At 65.8% G+C, this 17,977-nt stretch carries 18 protein-coding genes; 2 read left to right on the top strand and 16 right to left on the bottom strand.

Annotated elements, in window-relative coordinates; translation table 11 throughout:
• The 9 genes from VFW84_RS03660 to rfbB form a co-directional block, all read right to left on the bottom strand.
• A partial coding sequence (locus VFW84_RS03660) for a biotin/lipoyl-binding protein (RefSeq protein WP_329679077.1) occupies positions 1 to 344 on the bottom strand: 344 nt, incomplete at its 3' end.
• Positions 341 to 2,470, bottom strand: coding sequence for a type I secretion system permease/ATPase (locus VFW84_RS03655; protein WP_329679076.1), 2,130 nt, complete (start codon positions 2,468 to 2,470; stop codon positions 341 to 343). The genes VFW84_RS03660 and VFW84_RS03655, both read right to left, overlap by 4 nt.
• Complete coding sequence (locus VFW84_RS03650; protein ID WP_329679075.1) at positions 2,467 to 3,267, bottom strand: PEP-CTERM sorting domain-containing protein; 801 nt, start codon at positions 3,265 to 3,267, stop codon at positions 2,467 to 2,469. The genes VFW84_RS03655 and VFW84_RS03650 overlap by 4 nt, the downstream gene beginning before the upstream one ends.
• Positions 3,268 to 3,296: 29 nt before the next feature.
• Positions 3,297 to 5,243 (bottom strand): SdrD B-like domain-containing protein, encoded by a 1,947-nt coding sequence (locus VFW84_RS03645; RefSeq protein WP_329679074.1) that lies wholly within the window; start codon positions 5,241 to 5,243, stop codon positions 3,297 to 3,299.
• A 157-nt stretch (positions 5,244 to 5,400) separates the two neighbouring features.
• The gene (rfbC, locus tag VFW84_RS03640; RefSeq protein WP_329679073.1) at positions 5,401 to 5,964 is read right to left on the bottom strand and encodes a dTDP-4-dehydrorhamnose 3,5-epimerase; all 564 of its coding nucleotides are present in this window, start codon (positions 5,962 to 5,964) and stop codon (positions 5,401 to 5,403) included.
• 30 nt (positions 5,965 to 5,994) lie between these two features.
• Positions 5,995 to 6,603, bottom strand: a complete 609-nt coding sequence (locus VFW84_RS03635) for a PEP-CTERM sorting domain-containing protein (protein ID WP_329679072.1) — start codon at positions 6,601 to 6,603, stop codon at positions 5,995 to 5,997.
• 164 nt (positions 6,604 to 6,767) lie between these two features.
• Positions 6,768 to 7,655, bottom strand: a complete 888-nt coding sequence (rfbA, locus tag VFW84_RS03630; RefSeq protein WP_329679071.1) for a glucose-1-phosphate thymidylyltransferase RfbA — start codon at positions 7,653 to 7,655, stop codon at positions 6,768 to 6,770.
• A complete protein-coding gene (rfbD, locus tag VFW84_RS03625) occupies positions 7,652 to 8,548 on the bottom strand; it encodes a dTDP-4-dehydrorhamnose reductase (protein ID WP_329679070.1) in 897 nt (298 codons plus the stop codon). The genes rfbA and rfbD overlap by 4 nt, the downstream gene beginning before the upstream one ends.
• 3 nt (positions 8,549 to 8,551) lie before the next feature.
• Positions 8,552 to 9,637 carry a dTDP-glucose 4,6-dehydratase gene (gene rfbB, locus VFW84_RS03620; RefSeq protein WP_329679069.1) on the bottom strand — a complete coding sequence of 362 codons (1,086 nt, stop codon included), beginning with the start codon at positions 9,635 to 9,637 and terminating at the stop codon, positions 8,552 to 8,554.
• Positions 9,638 to 9,879: 242 nt separating this feature from the next.
• On the opposite strand from rfbB, the gene VFW84_RS03615 reads away from it, so the two are divergent.
• Entirely contained in the window at positions 9,880 to 10,971 is a 1,092-nt protein-coding gene (locus VFW84_RS03615) for an NDP-sugar synthase (RefSeq protein ID WP_329679068.1), read from the top strand.
• Here VFW84_RS03615 and VFW84_RS03610 read toward each other — a convergent pair whose 3' ends face one another.
• Positions 10,972 to 11,631, bottom strand: a complete 660-nt coding sequence (locus VFW84_RS03610; protein ID WP_329679067.1) for an NTP transferase domain-containing protein — start codon at positions 11,629 to 11,631, stop codon at positions 10,972 to 10,974.
• 153 nt (positions 11,632 to 11,784) lie between these two features.
• On the opposite strand from VFW84_RS03610, the gene pdxH reads away from it, so the two are divergent.
• Entirely contained in the window at positions 11,785 to 12,435 is a 651-nt protein-coding gene (gene pdxH / locus VFW84_RS03605; protein ID WP_329679066.1) for a pyridoxamine 5'-phosphate oxidase, read from the top strand.
• A 15-nt stretch (positions 12,436 to 12,450) separates the two neighbouring features.
• Here the strand turns inward: pdxH and VFW84_RS03600 are convergent, their stop codons facing one another.
• From VFW84_RS03600 to VFW84_RS03575, 6 genes are read right to left on the bottom strand one after another with little or no spacing between them, the layout of a single operon-like run.
• Complete coding sequence (locus tag VFW84_RS03600) at positions 12,451 to 12,993, bottom strand: hypothetical protein (RefSeq protein ID WP_329679065.1); 543 nt, start codon at positions 12,991 to 12,993, stop codon at positions 12,451 to 12,453.
• A 16-nt stretch (positions 12,994 to 13,009) separates the two neighbouring features.
• A complete protein-coding gene (locus VFW84_RS03595) occupies positions 13,010 to 14,263 on the bottom strand; it encodes an FtsX-like permease family protein (RefSeq protein ID WP_329679064.1) in 1,254 nt (417 codons plus the stop codon).
• Positions 14,260 to 14,934 (bottom strand): ABC transporter ATP-binding protein, encoded by a 675-nt coding sequence (locus VFW84_RS03590; protein ID WP_329679063.1) that lies wholly within the window; start codon positions 14,932 to 14,934, stop codon positions 14,260 to 14,262. Before VFW84_RS03590 ends, VFW84_RS03595 begins: the two co-directional genes overlap by 4 nt.
• The gene (gene msrA, locus VFW84_RS03585) at positions 14,931 to 15,485 is read right to left on the bottom strand and encodes a peptide-methionine (S)-S-oxide reductase MsrA (protein ID WP_329679062.1); all 555 of its coding nucleotides are present in this window, start codon (positions 15,483 to 15,485) and stop codon (positions 14,931 to 14,933) included. Before msrA ends, VFW84_RS03590 begins: the two co-directional genes overlap by 4 nt.
• Positions 15,486 to 15,523: 38 nt before the next feature.
• Positions 15,524 to 16,663, bottom strand: coding sequence for a diguanylate cyclase (locus VFW84_RS03580; protein WP_329679061.1), 1,140 nt, complete (start codon positions 16,661 to 16,663; stop codon positions 15,524 to 15,526).
• A complete protein-coding gene (locus VFW84_RS03575) occupies positions 16,660 to 17,805 on the bottom strand; it encodes a GGDEF domain-containing protein (protein WP_329679060.1) in 1,146 nt (381 codons plus the stop codon). Before VFW84_RS03575 ends, VFW84_RS03580 begins: the two co-directional genes overlap by 4 nt.
• Between the last annotated feature and the right edge of the window lie 172 nt (positions 17,806 to 17,977).

Here is a 17,977-nt window from a genome sequence, read left to right as displayed (position 1 = left end):
TCGATGCGGGCCAGGGCGGCCACGGCGGCCAGCCAGTTCTGGCGGCCTTCGCCCAGCTCGGCCTGGTACTGGGCCGTGTCCAGCCGCACCAGCACCTGGCCGGTGGTGACACGCTGGCCGGCCTGCACGGCCAGTTCGCGCACGATGCCGCCTTCCAGGCTTTGCACCTCCTGCACGCTGGAGGGCGCGACGATCTTGCCCCGGGCGCTGACGGACACGTCCACCGTGCCGACGATGGCCCAGATGATGGCCACCACGCCAAAGGCCACAAGCAGCAGCACCATGACCTGGGCTGCGCGGCGAGGGCCGCGGTCGGGATCGGGGTGGTGCTGGATGGCGCTCATGCCTTGCCCCCGGATGTGGCGGGCTTGCCTTGTTGGGCCAGGGCCTTGAGCACGGCGTCGCGCGGGCCGTCGGCCACGATGCGGCCCTGGTCGAGCACGACCAGGCGGTCCACCAGAGCCAGCATGGCCATGCGGTGGGTGACGAGCAGGATGGTCATGCCCTTCAGAGCGCGCAAGCGCTCGATGAGCTGGTGTTCGGTGGCCGGGTCCATCATGCTGCTGGGCTCATCGAGCAGCAGCACGCTGGGCTGGGTCAGCAGGGCGCGGGCAATGGCCACTGCCTGGCGCTGGCCGCCCGACAGGCGCTCTCCGCGTTCACCCACGGGGGTGGCCAGACCGGCGGGCAATTGGGCGATGACCTCGTCCAGGCAGGCGTTGCGCACGGCCTGCAGCAGGGCCTGGTCGTTGGGCTGGGTGCGTCCGAGCTCGATGTTCTCGCGCACGGTGCCGTGGAACAGGGTGAGGTCTTGCGGCACATAGCCGATCTGGCGACGCAGGCTCAGCGGTTCGAGTTGCGTGGTGACGAGCTTGTCGACCAGCACGCTGCCGCTTTGTGGGCTGTACTGGTTGAGCAGCAGTCGCAGCAAGGTGGTCTTGCCCGAGCCGAGCTTGCCGATGAAGGCCACGCGCTCACCAGGCTGGATGCTGAGCTTGAAGCCATCGAGCACGGGCGGGCTGTTGGGGTAGGCAAAGGTGACGTCGCGGAACTCGATGGCACCCGACAGGGGGGGCGCTTGCACGCTGCCCTGGGCATTGTCGGTGGGGGCGGCCATGACCTGGTTGAGCGCCTCGAAGGACATCTTGGTCTGCTGCCAGCGCACGGCCAGGCCGGTGAGCTGGGTGATGGGCAGCAGGGCCCGCGAGGTGAGCATGGTGACCGCGATGAGTTGGCCCACGGACAGGGCCTGCTCGCCGATCATCCAGGCGCCCGCGGCCAGCAGGATCACGCCTTCCAGCGTGACGATGGCGGCGCTGACGGTGTTGGCGCGGGACAGCAGCTCGCGCGTGCGCATGCTGTTGTCGGTGATGGCCAGGGTGAGGCTTTCCCACTTGCGGCGGCTCCAGGCCTCGATGCCCAGGGCCTTGACGGTGTCCAGCCCGTTCATGGTTTCAAACAGGTGGGCGGTGCGCTGGGCACTTTGTTGCATGCCGGCGTTGACGCTGCGCTGCAGGTCACGGTGCGTGAGCCAGGCCATGAGCACCAGCACGGGGATGGTGACCAGGGGCACCAGCACGATGGGCCCGCCGATGATGCCCACCAGGATCAGAAAGAGCAGCACAAAGGGCAGATCGCCCACCACGGTGAGGGTGCTGGAGGCAAAGAACTCGCGCACGGCTTCGAAGTCGCGCACGACATTGGCCAGCGTGCCGCCCGAGGCGGGGCGGTTGGCGGTGCGCAGGCGCAGGCAGTGGGCAAAGATCTGGCTGGACAGGGCCACGTCCATGCGGCGCGCGGCCGATTCGATCAGGTAGCCGCGCACCAGGCGCATGGCCGTGTCAAAGCCGATGACCACCACGGCGGCCACGGTGAGCACCCACAGGCTGTCGAGCGCGTTGTTGGGGATGACGCGGTCGTAGATGGCGGTGGAAAAGAAGGGGATGATGGCCGCGAAGACGTTCATGGCCAGGCTGCCCAGCAGGGCCCAGCGGAAGATCCAGCGGTTGCGTCCGAAGACATCCCAGAACCAGCGGCTGGGCTGGGGCAGGGTGTAGAGCAGGCTGCGCTGATCCAGGAACAGCGTGGGCCGCACGGCCAGCCAGCGGGCATCGGGGCAGTGGGCGTCGATGTCGGCGCGCTGCAGCCAGACGCTGCCGGCCACGCCGGGTTGGTGGCATTCGTAGCGCTGACCCTGGCGGGCCAGCACCACCAGCACACTGCCCGAGGGGCTGATCAGCAGGGCGGGCAGCAGCGTGGATTTGACGGCGGCCCCGGCGGCCACGTCCAGCGGCGTGGCGACCAGATGGGCCTGGATCAGCAGCTCGTCGAGAACGGCGCTGGCGGACTGATCCTGGCGCGCCCCCAGCACGCCTTGCAGCACATCGGCTGGCAGGGCTTGCCCATGCCATTGCCCCAGGAAGAGGACGGCATCGAGCAGTTCAGAGTGTGGCGGGGGCGTGAGGCTCAAGCGGCTTGGGTCAGGCGACGGCGTTGAGCGAAGGCTACAACACCCAGACCGGCGGCAATCAGTGCATAAGTGGAGGGTTCAGGGATCACACCGGAATTCGAGATCATGGCCTGCGAGTTGGCAGAGTTCCAGACAAGGGTCTGACGTTGAATGCCGCCCACAACCATGTTGTTGGGGTCACCGCCCAACGCCAGCGGGTTGGCTACGTCAGCCAGCATCTGGTTGGCCAGAGCCTTGATGGTGCCATTGATGCCCGAACTGCCGAACGCCTTGAAGGTGCCGCTGTCCATGGAGTAGTCACCAGCGTCTGTGACCAGGTTCCAGATGGCCAATTGCATGGCCGCGCCATATTCGCGTCCTGTTGTGGTGGACGCGGGATCGTAGAGATTGCGATCCAGACTCAGACTGACGCGCCATCCCCACAGATCGAACAGGCGTTGCACTTCAGGGTTCACGCCGGAGGTGGTGGATGTGTAAGTTTCGGTGGTGACACCAAAGTCATTGCCAGCCGCAGCTGACAGCGGGGTCAGCGGTTGCAGGCAGAAGGCCAGGAAGCTGCGTTGAACGGTGTAGTCCTTGACGGTGTACACACCCGCACCTGCGCGAAATGGATTGCTGACAGGGTTGTAGGTACCGATCAACCAGGGAATGGCGGCTTCGTAGGTGCCGCCGTAATTGGTGTCCGCCGTGGCAAAGCTGGTGCCGCCGGTGTAGCGGAAAACTTCCACTTCGTCAGCGTGAGCCACGCTGGTGGAGAGCGCGGCGGCCAGGGCCAGCAGGGCAGGGGTGAATTTCATGATGCGTTCTCTCTGAAGGGGTGTGTGGATCAGCAGGCGGTCAGGCGACGCAGTTCTTCGTCGCAGTTGTAGCTGTACTGCGTGGAGCTGCAAGAATCATTGCTGCTGGTCTGCGAGCCGAAATAGCAGTCCAGCACGTTGTCGACGCACAGCAGATCGCTGAGGCTGGGGCCGCACCAGGATGACGAGGCCTTGACGATGCCGACATCCACGTTCTGGTTGCTCTGGCCCACGCCCAGGTGGATCACATTGCTCAGGCCCAGGCTGTTGACGTCGGAGTCACAGGCGTCGTTGCCGCCACGGTCTTGACCGGTGAACACATAGCCGGAGGGCAGGTTGCCCACATGGACCACATACTGACCAGCTGCCAGATTGCTGAAGCCGTACTGGCCCTGCCAGTTGGTGGTGGTGCAGGCCGTGGTGTCGTCGGCCGTGCCGAACTGGCCGTCCCAGCCCGCGCCCAGCAGGGTGACCTTGACGCCGCTGACACCGCTTTCAAACCAGTCTTGCTGGCCATCGGCGTCGCTGTCCTTCCAGACGCGGTTGCCGATGCAGCCCAGCGGCACGCACTTGATGCCGGCATCCACGGTGTTGTTGTTCTCACCCGCAGCCAGGGTGATGGTGCTGGTCTGGCCCATGCTGTTGGCGTCGGAGTCGCAGGCGTCGTTGCTGCCTGCATCCTGGCGGGTGTAGGCATAACCGGCGCGCAGGGCGCCGAACTGGACCTGGTATTGGCCTGCCGCGAGGTTGCTGAACAGGTAGTTGCCGTTGCTGTTGGTGACCGTGGTGGCGGTGGTGTCATCGGCGGTGCCGAACACGCCGTCCACGCCAGCGCCGCGCAAGGTGACTTGCAGGCAGGCCACGCCCACTTCGCAGCTGTCTTGCAGGCCGTCGCAGTCGCTGTCCTTCCAGACGCGGTTGCCGATGCTGCCGGTGGCTTGTTGCTGCAGGCCGATGTCGACCGAGCTGTTGTGCTCACCCACGCCCAGGGCGATGGTGTCGCTCAGGCCGCTGCTGTTGACGTCCGAGTCAGTGGCGTCGTTGCCGCCAGCATCCTGCCCCGTGAAGTTGTAGCCAGCCAGGGCACCCGCCTGCACGCGGTACAGGCCCGACACGAGTTGGTTGAAGAGGTAATCACCCGATGCGTTGGTGGTGGTGCTGGTGCTGGTGTCGTCAGCGGTGCCGAAGGTGTTGTCCAGGCCTGCACCGATGAGGGTGACGGACACGCCAGCCAGGCCAGATTCGGTGCCGTCCTGCACGCCGTTGCCATTGGCGTCCAGCCAGACGCGGTCGCCCAGGCTGGAGGTGGGGATGCTGAAGGTGATGGTGTTGGGTGTGGCGTCCAGATCGGCGGCATTGCAGCCGGCCAGACCACCGTCGTCACGCACCTGGAAGCCAAAGGACACCTGACCAGAGCTGCCCACGGCGGGCTGGAAGCTGAGCTTGCCGGCGGCGATGTCGGCGGCGCTGACTTCGGTGGGGGTGGTCAGGGCCACGCCGTTGAGCAGCAATGCGCCGGTGGTGGGCAGCGTGGAGATCAGCACGGACTGCAGGTGGTGGCCGTCGATGGCGTCGGTGAAGCCGAAGCTGCTTTCGGTGAGCACGTAGGGCGAGCCGTCGACCAGGGCGATGCTGGCATCGGCGCCCGAGGGGGCGTCATTGACGGGGTCGACAACGACCTGCAGGTTCAGCGTGACGACGTTGAAGCCCGTGTCGATGATCAGGGTGAGGGTGTCGAAGCTGCCGTTGTAGTTGGCCACGGCCGCGGCCGTGACTTCAACGGAGTCGGTGCCCACGGTGCGAAAGAGGGCCGTGGGGGCCTCGACCGGTTCACCGTTCTCAATGACGAAGGCGCCCAGCAATTCGATGGGCTGAACGGGGTAGTAGCCCGCCTGGTTGAGAAGGTCGACCAGCTTGAAGGTCTGGTTGGTGTCTTCACAAACGTGGACAACCGACTGGACGGTGATATCTGACATGGGCGGGCTCCCGGAGGGCGTGACGGTTCGATGTGTTTGGAATGCTCACGAGATCGGGGATTTCGTGACATATGCATCGAACTGTAACCACACCTGTTACAAGGCAGAACACCTGAAACAGGGGGGAACCCTGAAAAACTAGGGGGGACCCAGTGGCTCAGAAGACCTGAGCGTTTTGTAATGTGGGAGCCTGGGCGTCTTTGGGGGCCAGGTTGGGCGTGAGCTTGCCCAGGGGCCACCGGATGCCGATGGCCGGGTCGTTCCACAGCACCGAGCCTTCACACTCTTTGGCGTAGAAGTCGGTGGTCTTGTAGAGGAAGTGGGTGTTGTCTTCCAGCGCCAGGAAACCATGGGCAAAGCCCTCGGGGATCCACAGTTGGCGGTGGTTGGTGGCGCTCAGCTCGACACCCACCCATTGCCCGAAGGTGGGCGAGCCCCGGCGGATGTCGACCGCCACGTCAAAGGCCGAGCCGTGGCTGACGCGCACGAGCTTGCCCTGCGCATGCGGGGGGAGCTGAAAGTGCAGGCCACGCAGCACGCCTGCCATGGAGCAGGAGTGGTTGTCTTGCACAAAGGGTTTGGGGGCGGGCAAGCCGAGCTTGTCGAGCGCGTCAGCAAAGCGCCGCTCGTTGAAGCTTTCCATGAACCAGCCCCGCTCGTCGCCATAGACAGCAGGTTCGACGACCACGACGCCGGGCAGGGTGGTAGGAGTGAGTTGCATGGCCGCATTTTAATACAGCCATGAGCGATGTCAGGCGTGCATCTTGCGGCGCAGGGAGAAGCCGATCACACCCAGGCCAGCCAGGACCATGGCATAGGTTTGAGCTTCAGGCACGGCCACCACGGGTGGGGCGTCGAACGACAGGCTCTGGATCTTCAGCGAATCGGCCGAGCTGATGCGGAAGGTGGTGTCGGCGGGCAGGGCCAGGCCAGAGAAAGCCGTGGCCACATTGGCGCCAATGGTGTAGGCAATGGGCGTGACCGAGCTGCCGATGTACAGCGACACTGCATTGGTGGCTTCGTTGGCGTCTTTGGCGCCACCAGGGCCGGTATCCACGGTATCAAACAGGGAGAAGCCGGTCAGCAACACAGCCTGGTTGAAGGTGAAGACCAGGGACTCGCCGTGATTGAGGCTGTCGTTCATGTTGGCACCGTGCACACCCAGACCACCGGTGGTGGCAGAGACGTTGGAGCCGTTGCCGGTCACCGTCAGGGTGTAGGCACCTTCCGTGAACACCTTGCTGGCAGCCGTGGCGCTGGCGGTGTTGAACGTGATGGTGGCCGCCTGGGCTGCACCCAGAGAGGCCAGGGTGAGCGCCACCGAGGTGGCGACGGTGCGGAGGAGACTGGAGCTGGACATGAACTACATCCTGTAAGGATTCGAGACAGCTTCAGTCTACGGTTACAGAATGTATCTGTGTTCCCTTGCCTGGGGGGGAACCCGACCTTCTTGCCCCCCTCGCCTTGCACAGAGGCCCCCCTTTCACGGGGGTGGCGCAGGAAGATTCCAGTGGACGAAATGTATTAATACACCTTGTCGTTGAGCACCTTGAGCAGGTACTGGCCGTAGCCGTTCTTAAGCATGGGCTGGGCGAGTTTTTGCACTTGTTCGGCGCTGATCCAGCCGGAGCGGTAGGCGATTTCTTCCAGGCAGGCCACTTTGAGGCCCTGGCGCTTTTCCAGGGTGGCAATGAACTGGCCGGCTTCGAGCAGGCTGTCGTGGGTGCCCGTGTCCAGCCAGGCGTAGCCTCGGCCCATGATTTCGACGTTGAGCTGGCCCTGTTCGAGGTAGCGGGCGTTGACGTCGGTGATTTCCAGCTCGCCTCGGGGGCTGGGCTGGATGTCGGCGGCGATGTCGCACACCTGGGTGTCGTAGAAGTACAGGCCGGTGACGGCGTAGTTGCTCTTGGGCTGGGTGGGCTTTTCTTCGATGCTCAGGGCACGTTGCTGGGCGTCGAAGTCGACCACGCCGTAACGCTCGGGGTCGGTCACGTGGTAGGCAAACACGCTGGCGCCTTCGGTGCGTGCGGCGGCGCTGTGCAGCAGGCCCTGGAAGTTGTGGCCGTAGTAGATGTTGTCGCCCAGCACCAGGGCGGAGGGGTTGTTCCCCACATGTTGCTTGCCCAGGATGAAGGCTTGCGCCAGACCGTCGGGGCTGGGTTGCACGCAGTAGCTCAGGTTCAGGCCCCACTGGCTGCCGTCACCCAGCAGGTGCTGGAAGCGGGGCGTGTCTTGCGGGGTGCTGATGAGAAGGATGTCGCGGATGCCGGCCAGCATGAGGGTGCTGAGCGGGTAGTACACCATGGGCTTGTCGTACACGGGCAGCAGCTGTTTGCTGATGGCCAGGGTGGCGGGGTGCAGACGGGTGCCGGAGCCGCCGGCCAGGATGATGCCTTTGCGTGAGGTGGTCATGGTGTGTGCAGATGTTCGGTGAGCATGCGCTCGACGCCCTGCTGCCAGTGGGGCAGATGCAGGCCGAAGGCGTGTTGCAGTTTGCGGGTGTCCAAACGCGAGTTCAGGGGGCGTTGGGCAGGGGTGGGGTAGGCGCTGGTGGGAATGGGTTCGATGGCCTCAGGGGCCACCCGGATGGGCACCTGGCGCGCACGGGCCCATTCGATCACGAAGCGGGCGTAGTCGAACCAGGAGGTTTCACCCCCGGCGACCAGGTGGTAGAGGCCGCAGAGGGATTCAGGCGCAGCGCTGTGGCGAACGGCACGGATGGCGTGGGCGCTGATGTCGGCCAGCAGATCCGCCCCGGTGGGAGCGCCGATCTGGTCGTGGATGACCTTGAGGGCATCACGTTCGGCGGCCAGGCGCAGCATGGTCTTGGCGAAATTGCCGCCGCGTGCGGCGTAGACCCAACTGGTGCGGAAGATCAAGTGATGGCAGCCGCTGGCGGCAATCAGTTGTTCCCCCTCGAGCTTGGTGTGGCCGTAGACGCTCAGGGGGGCCGTGGCAGCGGATTCGTCGCGTGGGGCCTGGCCGCTGCCGTCAAAGACGTAGTCGGTGCTGTAGTGCACCAGCAGGGCACCCAGGGCGGCGGCTTCGCGTGCGATGGCGCCTGGGGTGGTGGCGTTGATGGTGCGGGCCAGTTCAGGCTCGCTTTCGGCCTTGTCGACGGCGGTGTGGGCGGCGGCATTGACGATGACGTCGGGCGCCACCTGGCGCACCAGGGCGGCCACCGCGTCGGGCTGGCTGAAGTCAGCCGTGTCGAAATCATGGGCGATGACGTGGCCCAGGGGCGCCAGGGAGCGTTGCAGCTCCCAGCCGACCTGGCCACCTTTGCCCAGCAGGAGGATGTTCATGGTTCAGGCCTGGCGGTCGGCGTAGTTGGTGGCGATCCAGTCACGGTAGGCGCCTGAGCGCACGGTGCTGATCCATTCGGTGTTGTCCAGATACCAGCGCACGGTCTTGTCGATGCCTGATTCGAAGCTCTCGGCCGGGCTCCAGCCGATGTCGCGCTGGATCTTGGTGGGGTCGATGGCGTAGCGGCGGTCGTGGCCGGGGCGGTCCGTCACGTAGGTGATCTGCGATTCGTAGGGCTGGCCGTCGGCGCGGGGGCGCAGGGCATCGAGCTTGCGGCAGATGGTGGTGACGACGTCAATGTTGCGGATCTCGTTGATGCCACCGACGTTGTAGACCTCGCCCAGGGTGCCTTTGTCAAGGACCTGGCAGATGGCCTCGCAGTGGTCGCGCACATAGAGCCAGTCGCGGATGTTGAGGCCATCGCCGTAGACGGGCAGGGGCTTGCCGTCCAGGGCGTTGAGGATCATCAGGGGGATGAGTTTTTCAGGGAAGTGGTAGGGCCCGTAGTTGTTGCTGCAGTTGGTGGTCAGCGTGGGGAAGCCGTAGGTGTGGTGGTAGGCGCGCACCAGGTGGTCACTGCCGGCCTTGCTGGCCGAGTAGGGGCTGTTGGGCGCGTAGGCCGTGGTCTCACTGAAGGCCGGGTCGGTGTCGGACAGCGAGCCGTAGACCTCGTCGGTGCTGACGTGCAGGAAGCGGAAAGCGGCCTTGGCGTCGCCCTCCAGCGCGTTCCAGTAGGCGCGGGCTTCTTCGAGCAGGCTGAAGGTGCCCACCATATTGGTCTGGATGAACTCGCCGGGGCCGTGGATGGATCGGTCGACGTGGCTCTCTGCCGCAAAGTGCAGGATGGCGCGGGGCTTGAAGCGCTCCAGCGCCTGGCGCACGGCCTCGCGGTCACAGATGTCGGCCTGGATCAGCGTGGCTGCACCGCTGTCGAGCAGGGGCTTGATGGTCAGGGGGTTGCCGGCGTAGGTGAGCTTGTCAAAGACGACCAGCTGTTCTGCGGGCAGGCCCAGGCGTGCACGGCGCTCGAACCAGTGGTGAACAAAGTTGCCGCCGATGAAGCCAGCGCCGCCTGTGATGAGGATCATGGACTGTGTGCCTGAGGTGAGTTTTTTCCAAGCTTCGATTATCTGCGGAGGATGTGACGCTAAGGCGCGTGACCACTAAGGGATATCGCCCGGATGCGGGGTCTGTAGACAGGGGGATCCGCCGGTTTTGCACAACATTTGGACACACACTTGTGGTCCACTAGGGGCCGCAGTCAGAGCGCAAGGCCTGATGTAATGGACGCAATGAACGACAGACGGGACGTTTGGTAATGGCAAAAGCAATGATTCTCGCGGCGGGTCAGGGAACCCGCGTCCGGCCCCTGACCAAGAACCTGCCCAAGCCCATGGTGCCCATCCTGGGCAAGCCGGTGATGGAATACATCATCGAGCACCTGGCGCGCTATGGCGTCAAGGAGATCATGGTCAACGTGGCCTTCAACCACTGGAAGATCGAGAACTACTTTGGCGACGGTCACCGCTGGGGCGTGGAGATCGGCTACTCCTACGAGGGCGGGCGTGAGCACGGCGAGATCGTGCCCAAGCCGGTGGGTTCGGCCGGTGGCATGAAGAAGATCCAGGATTTCAGTGGTTTCTTCGATGAGACCACCCTGGTGCTGTGCGGCGATGCCATCATCGATCTGGACATCAAGGCCGCCCTGTACGAGCACAAGATGAAGAAGGCCCTGGCCAGTGTGGTGACCCTGGAGGTGCCCCTGGACGAGGTCAAGAACTACGGCGTGGTGGTGTCCGACAAGGAGGGCCGCATCACCTCCTTCCAGGAAAAGCCCAAGCCCGAAGAGGCGCTGTCGCGCTTTGCCAGCACGGGCATCTACATCTTCGAGCCTCAGATCCTGGATCTGGTGCCCTCGGGCGTGGAATTCGACATTGGCAGCCAGTTGTTCCCCATGCTGGCTGAAAAGAGCCTGCCTTTCTACGCCCAGACGCGTCACTTCAACTGGATCGACATCGGCCGCGTGTCCGACTACTTGGCTGTGAGCCTGCGGGTGCTGCGTGGTGAGGTGGCACAGATGGACATGCCCGGTACCCAGGTGCGCCCTGGGGTGTGGGTGGGTTTGAACACCCGCATCGATTGGGACACGGTCAACATCACGGGGCCGGTGTACATCGGCTCCGGGGCCTGCATCGAGCCGGGGGTGACCATCGAGGGGCCGGCCTGGCTGGGCCACGGTTGCCGCCTGCGGGCCAACAGCCGCCTGGCGCGCAGTGTGTTGTTTGACTACACGCGCCTGAGCGAAGGTGCGGTGCTGGAGGATGTGGTGGCTTCGCCCCAGTATGTGGTCGACAAGAACGGCAAGACCACCTACCAGGGTGATGAGACCACGTCCTTGCGCTGGGGCGACGCGCGCGCCTGATCAGTTGATCGGGCGCAGGCCGCGCAGGCTGTGATGGGGGCCCGCCAGTTGGGCCCGCCATTGGTCGAGCCCGGCTTGTGATTCCAGGGACAGGTGGATGCCCGGGTCGTCGACATCGACGTCGACGGCGGGGTAGCGTGCGGCCAGGCGCCGCAGATCGTGTTCGCTGTTCAGGCGCACCAGTTCCGAGTAGAGCTCGCCGGCAAAGGCCACCGGGTGACCGCGCAGGTGGCGGTGGCAGGGGTAGGCCATGGGGCCCTGGCTCAGACTGTGGGCCAGCGCCTGCAGCGTGCGGGCCTGGAGCATGGGCATGTCGGCCGGCAGGATGATCCAGCCGGGCGAGAGTGAGCGCGCCATGATGCCCGCCGCCATGCCGCGCACCAGCCAGTCACCCCGGGACTGCAGCAGCGTGGGTGGGCTGAGGGTCAGGATGTCGTCCTGGGGCAGCAGGGTCAGGGCTGCATCGGCCTGCTCGGGTGGCGCCACCAGCAGCATGGGCAGATCGGCGTTCAGGACACGTCGCAACAGGGTGTCGAGCGTGCTGAAGGCCGCCATGGGGCCGCTGGTGTCCGCACGGGTGCGCAGCTGATCCTCGGACAAGGGTTCAGCCAGGATGATGACCGTGGGTGTGGTGCTCATGACAGCAGTGTGAAAGTTCATGCTGCAATGCACCAGAGTGGCTTTCCTTAGGGGCATACCCCTGTTACAAGGTGTTTTCGGACGGTCGTTCGTGACTTTGACCATGGTCCTGATGACATGAGGGATTGACGGCGGTCATTTCAGAGGCGCAGGCATTTGTCCGATACTGATGGGATGGACAGAACACAGCACGAACTGGCGCTGATGCGCCGCAGCTACGAGCAGGCTGCATTGGACGAAACCCACGTGGCCGCCACCCCGCTGGCGCAGTTCCAGAAGTGGTTTGACGAGGCGGTGCACGCCAAGGCGCTGGAGGCCAATGCCATGACGCTGGCCACGGTGTGCCCGCAGGGCCGCCCGTCGACCCGGGTGGTCTTGCTCAAGGGGCTCGATGAGCGTGGCCTGGTCTGGTACACCAATTACCTGAGCCGCAAGGGGCGCGAGCTGGAGGGCAACCACTTCGGGGCCCTGCAGTTCTTCTGGCCTGAGCTGGAGCGGGTGGTGCGCATCGAGGGCACGGTCGAGAAGATCGCGCCCGAGGAGTCGGACGAGTACTACCGCACGCGCCCCTTGGGGTCGCGCATCGGGGCCTGGGCATCGCCCCAGAGCGAGGTGATCGCTTCGCGTGAGGTGCTGGAGGCCCATTGGGCCGACAACCAGGAGCGCCAGGGGCATGACCCGGTGCGCCCGGCCCACTGGGGGGGCTACCGTCTGGCGCCAACCTACTGGGAGTTCTGGCAGGGGCGTCCTTCGCGCCTGCATGACCGCCTGTGCTTCACCCGCCAGGACGATGGCACTTGGTCGCTGGCGCGTCTGGCGCCCTGAGATCGCGGGCTTGCCTCACTTGGCCGGCTTGGCCTCGACCAGCCGGTAGTACAGGCCCATGGCGTCGTCCTGCAGGACGAGCAACTGGCCTTCCATGACGATGGCTTCGGTGGCGTAGGGCACCGGCGTCTTGCTGCGCACTTCGATCAGGCCTTCAGGGCCGGCGGGGACGCAGTAGGGGCAGGTGGTGGGCACCGACGACAGGATGAAGCGGCTCTGCTTGAGCCCGGCTTCGAGCGGCATCATGAAGCCCTGGACCTTGATGGTGTGCCGGTGCAGCGCCTTGACGGCATCAGGGAACACCGGGATCAACTGGTTTTTGACCGGCTTGGTGGTGACGCTGCTCAGCAGCTTCCAGGAGACGATGTCGTCCCGCTCCTGCAGGGGCTTGATGGCGCTCAGGGGGCTGTGATAGCCCGGGCCCTGCCCTGTGGCAAAGGGTGGCGTGCCCACCGTGCCAGGGGCGCTGGCGGGCGTTTGCGCGCCTGCCTGGGGTGTGCCCAGCAGCAGGCTGCTCAGAAGGACGGACAGGAGCAGAGGGCGTGATGCGATCGACATGGGGGCGGACTTCACTTCAGCGGGGCTGCAGCAGGGGCAGCAAGAGGGTGCGGTAGGCACGCCAGGTGGGGCCCAGGCAGGCCAGCAGGGCCAGGCCCACGGCCAGCAGGGGGATCCAGGCTTCCTGGGGTGAGACCCAGGTGCCCGTCAAGGTGATGGATTGTTGCGTGTGCAGCAACTGGCCCACGCCGTGGGTGAGGGCATGGCCCAGGGCCAGGCCCAGCGCAGCACCCAGCAGGGCCAGCAGGAGCGCCTCCAGCACCACGGTGATGGACACGCGGGCCGGGCTGGCGCCGAGCATGCGCATCATGGCCAGTTCGGGCTGGCGTTCGCGCACCGCATGGGTCAGGGCGATGAAGACCGACAGGCCGGCGGCCAGCAGCAGCACGGCGGCAAATCCCTGCAGGACCTCGATGCCCACGCCCACCATCTTGAACAGGCGGGCGGCCTCCAGGGCCGGGCTGGCCGACTGCAGCGGGCCCTGGCTGTTGACCCAGCGCGGCAGGCTCACGGCGGCCAGGGGGCTGCGGTAGCGCACGAGCAGCAGGGTCAGCTCGCGAGGCGGAGCAGGGGGGGCATGGGCGTCGTGATCGTCATGGGCTTCGTCTTCGTCGCCGTGATGGGCCTCGTGCACGGCCCAGACGGACTCGACCGGGGTGAGGATGAGCCGGTCGATCACGCTGCCGGTGGGCTCGAGCACGCCGGTGATGGTGAAGGGTTGATCGGCATGGTCGCTGAGGCTGCCCGCGCCGCTGGCCAGGCCGTGGCTGCCCGCAAAGCGTTGTCCCACGCGCCAGCCCTGGGTGCGGGCCACCTCGGCACCGATGACGGCCTGCAGAGGCTGGGCGCCCCACTGTCCTTCTCGGTAGCGTGCCTTGTACTGATCGGCATAGGCGCTGGTGGTGCCGACGATGCGAAAGCCCTGAGCGGAGTCGCCCAAGGCCAGGGGGATGACCTGGGCCACGAAGGGATGGGCCCGCAGCATGGCCTCGGCGCTGGCGGGGATGTTGCCGGTGGGACTGTCGAGGTGAAAGACCCCCGAGAGGATCAACTGCATGGGGCTGCCCTTGGCGCCGACGACCAGATCGACGCCGGCCAGGTTGCGCTGCAGTTGCTGCTCGGTCTGTTCGCTGGCCAGGATCACGAAGGTGATGGCGCCAAAGCCGAGCACCAGCAGGAGCAGGTTGAGTACGCTCATCAGGGGCTTGGCCCACAGATGGATCCAGGCCAGCCTGGGCAGGGACAGACGCCGACGGGCGGGGCTGCTCATGCCCAGGCTCCCGGCGTGGTGGACGCGGACACGGTGGCCAGTTGCAGGGTTTGGACCTCTGGGCGGCCGCTCAGGTGGTGAACGGCACGGGCGTCGTGTGTGGCGATGACGATGGTGGCCCGGCCAGCCTGCGCTTGCAGCAGGGCCAGGACCTGGTGGGTGTGGGTGTCGTCCAGGCTGGCGGTGGGCTCGTCGGCCAGCAGCACGGCGGGCTGGCGCACCAGGGCGCGGCCCAGGGCCACGCGCTGGGCCTGCCCACCGCTGAGGGTGTGGGCCAGGCGCTCGGCCTGAGGCAGCAGGGCCAGCGCCCGCAAGGTGCGCTCGATGGCCGCCGGGTCGGGGGTGTCCCCCGCGCAGACGTAGGGCAGAGCCAGGTGCTGCCACACGCTCAGGTGCGGGCTGAGCAGGGCGCGCTGGGGCAGCAGCCCGATGGTGGCCCCACGCCAGCGGTCCCGCTTGGCGGGGGGCAGCTCATGGGGGGCGACACCCGCCACCCGGGCCTGCCCCTGGCTGGGTGGCAGCAAGCCCGCCAGGATGGCCAGCAAGGTGGACTTGCCGCTACCGGAGTCACCCCGCAGGATCAGCGTGTGGCCCTGCGGCACATGGGCGTCATCAAAATGCAGTGTGGGGCCTTGCGGGTAACGCAGGCTCAGGCCCAGGAGATCGATCATGCGCGGCGGGTGTCCAGGTCCGGAAAGGCGTGTCGGAATTTGGCCACCTTGGGGGCCACCACAAAGGTGCAGTAGCCCTCGTGAGGGTGGTGCTCAAAGTAGTTGTGGTGGTAGGCCTCGGCCGGGTGGTAGTTGTCCACGGGGGCGACCTCGGTGACGATGCGCGCGCCGCCGTAGGCGCCCTGCTCGGTCAGGGCCGCCATGTGCGCGTGGGCAGCAGCAGCCTGGGCCTCGGAGTGGGTGAAGATGGCCGAGCGGTACTGCGTGCCCGTGTCATTGCCCTGGCGGTTGAGCGTGGTGGGGTCGTGCGTGGTGAAGAACACGTCGAGCAGCTCGTCGTAGCCCACCACGGCGGGGTCAAAGCGCACTTGCACCACCTCGGCATGGCCCGTCTGCCCGGAGCAGACCTTGTCGTAGCTGGGGTGGCGATCGTGGCCGTTGCTGTAGCCAGGCTCGACGTGGACGACCCCGCGGACGCGGCTGAAAACGGCCTCTGTGCACCAGAAGCATCCACCGGCAAAGGTGGCGAGTTCGAGAGGTGAGGTGGTCATGGCGTGGCCCCCGGGGTTTGAGGTCGCCTAGATTACCCCTATTCGGCCACGATGGTGATGTTGCGGCCTTGTTGCTTGGCGCTGTAGAGGGCGTGGTCGGCGCGCTCGACCACGCCATCCATGGTTTCGTTGGGCACGGGAATGGCCACGCCCGCGGAGAACTGCACGCGCAGATCGGGCAGATCGTCGCAGACGATGGCGCCCGCCAGGGTATTGCGCAGGCGTTGCAGGCCGGTGGTGGCGCGCGCGGCAGGTTCCGTGTCGGGCATGAGCACGACGAATTCTTCGCCGCCCCAGCGGCCGATGACATCGGTTTCGCGCAGCACGCTTTGCGCGATCTCGGCAAAGGCCTTGAGCACGGCGTCGCCCACCTGGTGGCCATGGGTGTCGTTGATGCGCTTGAAGTGGTCCAGATCGATGACGACCAGGGCCAGGCCGATGCCTGAGCGTTCGGTGCGGGCCAGTTCACGGTTGATCACGTCGACCATGTGGCGGCGGTTGTACAGGCCCGTGAGGGTGTCGTGGGTGACGATGTGCTCGACCTGGGCCACGGCTTCGCTGAGGTCCTTCTTCTGGGCCCGTACCCGGCTGCGCATCTGGCTGTAGCGGTGCGACATCAGGGTCAGCAGGGTCAGGATGAAGGCGGCCATGCCCAGTTGCAGGGCTTCGCCGGTGGCGTCGAAGGCCCAGATGGGGGCCCACAGGCTGCCACCCAGCCAGGCCATGAAAACGGCAATCACGGCTGCGCCGCCGCCTTGCAGCACTTGCCGTGGCGACAGGCTCAGCAGGCCGAAGACCTGCACCACGCAGATCACCTGCATGAGCGCGCCGCGCGCGTCGGGCACGATGACATAGCCCAGGCAGCAGACCATGAAGGCCATGATCATCTGCGGCAGCACCAGACCGGGGTCGGACAGGCGTGCCGTCAGGCCACTGCGCACCAGGGGGTAGAAGGTGGTCGCGGCGATCAACTCCATGGCCACGAGAAGCCAGCCGCCGGGCTCGGAGATGATCATGTCCGAGCCGGTGCGCAGGGCGCCGATGTTGATGACCAGCCAGAAGGCATAGATGGTGGAGGCCAGCAGGCACAGTCGCACGCGGGTGCGCAGTCGCGGGTCGGTGCCAAAGAGCAGGTCACTCAGTCCCTTGGGGCCGAAGGTGCGGCTGTCGGTGGTCATGGCTCGCTCACCCCGGCAACGCAGCGCACCTGATTGCGCCCATGGGCCTTGGCCTGGTAGAGCGCCTGGTCTGCGCGCTCGACGATGTGGTGGTCAGGCTCTTCGATCAGGCGGTGGTCGGTGACACCGGCTGAAAAACGCACGACCAGACCGGGGGCAATCTGTTCCCAGTCATGGGCTTCCATGTGCTGGCGCAGCCGGTCCACCGTGCTCATGGCCTCATACACCCCTTGCTCGGGCAGCAGGAGCAGGAACTCCTCACCCCCCCATCGGGCCAGGGCATCGGCCGGGGGCAGATGCTCGACGGACAGCTTGGCAAAGGCCTTGAGCACCTCGTCGCCGACGGCATGGCCGAACTGGTCATTGATGGCCTTGAAGTGGTCGATGTCGATGATGGCCAGGCTGAAGCTGCGCCCCTGGCGGGCAAAGCGCTTGATCTCGTGGTTGAGCAACTGCGTCATGTGATGACGGTTGAACAGCCCGGTGAGCGAGTCACGCTGAGAGGCTTCATGCAACTGGTCCAGCGCGGTCTGCAGGCCCACCCGTTGCTGCAACTGGCGTTTGCGCATGGTGCGCACATCGCGCGAGATCATGGCCAGGGCGGCCAGTTGCACGCCGGCCATGACCAGATTGAGCACCTCCGCCCGGGCATTGAGGGCCTCGGGGTGCCTCCACCATGACCACAGCAGGGACAGCATCATGAGCATCACGGCGCTGCTGGCCGCAACGCGCATCTGTGCGGGACTCAGCCGGTGCATGTCGAACACCAGGATCAGACACAGCAGTTGCATGGCGGCCGCGCGGGCCTCGGTGGCCAGGGTGTAGGTCAGGACAACGGCGCTGACGCCAAAGAGCACTTGCTCGAACACCAGGCTCGGATCGCTGCGAGAGTGGCTGCGCCCACTGTGGATCAGGAAGTAGAACACCCCCATGCCCAGCCAGTGGTAGGCCATCTGGCTCAGGCAGACCCAGGCCGGCAGGTAGTTCATCCACCAGGCCAGCAGCAGGAGCAGATCGGCAAAGCCGTAGGTGACCCAGGTGGCCTTGAGCCGCCGCAGGCCCTTGCGGCGAGCGTCGCGATCACCCTGCGCATCGCCGCCACGCACAGGGGCGTGTTCGGGCGGGGGGATCGATTCACTCAAGGTTGGCTGCATGCAGTCGGCTCCACGGATACCGGGATTTCGGCGTGGTGCGGGGCTTCTTGACGGGGGAATCTGTGCAGCATGTCTGAAACATCGTGTCTCAGAAATGACAAACCCCCGGACTAAGCCGGGGGCGAGGTGACGCGAAGGCCACCTAGGGAATGGGCGAAGG

The sequence above is a fragment of the Aquabacterium sp. genome, from assembly GCF_036279655.1.
Taxonomy (GTDB): Bacteria; Pseudomonadota; Gammaproteobacteria; order Burkholderiales; family Burkholderiaceae_C; genus Aquabacterium.
This window is presented reverse-complemented; position numbering and strand designations above follow the sequence as displayed.

What these genes read in the sequence shown, in the direction of transcription:
- VFW84_RS03650 (WP_329679075.1), bottom strand. Translation starts at nt 3,267, where the DNA reads ATGAAATTCACCCCTGCCCTGCTGGCCCTGGCCGCCGCGCTCTCCACC.
- VFW84_RS03645 (WP_329679074.1), bottom strand. Translation starts at nt 5,243, where the DNA reads ATGTCAGATATCACCGTCCAGTCGGTTGTCCACGTTTGTGAAGACACC.
- rfbC (WP_329679073.1), bottom strand. Translation starts at nt 5,964, where the DNA reads ATGCAACTCACTCCTACCACCCTGCCCGGCGTCGTGGTCGTCGAACCT.
- VFW84_RS03635 (WP_329679072.1), bottom strand. Translation starts at nt 6,603, where the DNA reads ATGTCCAGCTCCAGTCTCCTCCGCACCGTCGCCACCTCGGTGGCGCTC.
- rfbA (WP_329679071.1), bottom strand. Translation starts at nt 7,655, where the DNA reads ATGACCACCTCACGCAAAGGCATCATCCTGGCCGGCGGCTCCGGCACC.
- rfbD (WP_329679070.1), bottom strand. Translation starts at nt 8,548, where the DNA reads ATGAACATCCTCCTGCTGGGCAAAGGTGGCCAGGTCGGCTGGGAGCTG.
- rfbB (WP_329679069.1), bottom strand. Translation starts at nt 9,637, where the DNA reads ATGATCCTCATCACAGGCGGCGCTGGCTTCATCGGCGGCAACTTTGTT.
- VFW84_RS03615 (WP_329679068.1), top strand. Translation starts at nt 9,880, where the DNA reads ATGATTCTCGCGGCGGGTCAGGGAACCCGCGTCCGGCCCCTGACCAAG.
- VFW84_RS03610 (WP_329679067.1), bottom strand. Translation starts at nt 11,631, where the DNA reads ATGAACTTTCACACTGCTGTCATGAGCACCACACCCACGGTCATCATC.
- pdxH (WP_329679066.1), top strand. Translation starts at nt 11,785, where the DNA reads ATGGACAGAACACAGCACGAACTGGCGCTGATGCGCCGCAGCTACGAG.
- VFW84_RS03600 (WP_329679065.1), bottom strand. Translation starts at nt 12,993, where the DNA reads ATGTCGATCGCATCACGCCCTCTGCTCCTGTCCGTCCTTCTGAGCAGC.
- VFW84_RS03595 (WP_329679064.1), bottom strand. Translation starts at nt 14,263, where the DNA reads ATGAGCAGCCCCGCCCGTCGGCGTCTGTCCCTGCCCAGGCTGGCCTGG.
- VFW84_RS03590 (WP_329679063.1), bottom strand. Translation starts at nt 14,934, where the DNA reads ATGATCGATCTCCTGGGCCTGAGCCTGCGTTACCCGCAAGGCCCCACA.
- msrA (WP_329679062.1), bottom strand. Translation starts at nt 15,485, where the DNA reads ATGACCACCTCACCTCTCGAACTCGCCACCTTTGCCGGTGGATGCTTC.
- VFW84_RS03580 (WP_329679061.1), bottom strand. Translation starts at nt 16,663, where the DNA reads ATGACCACCGACAGCCGCACCTTCGGCCCCAAGGGACTGAGTGACCTG.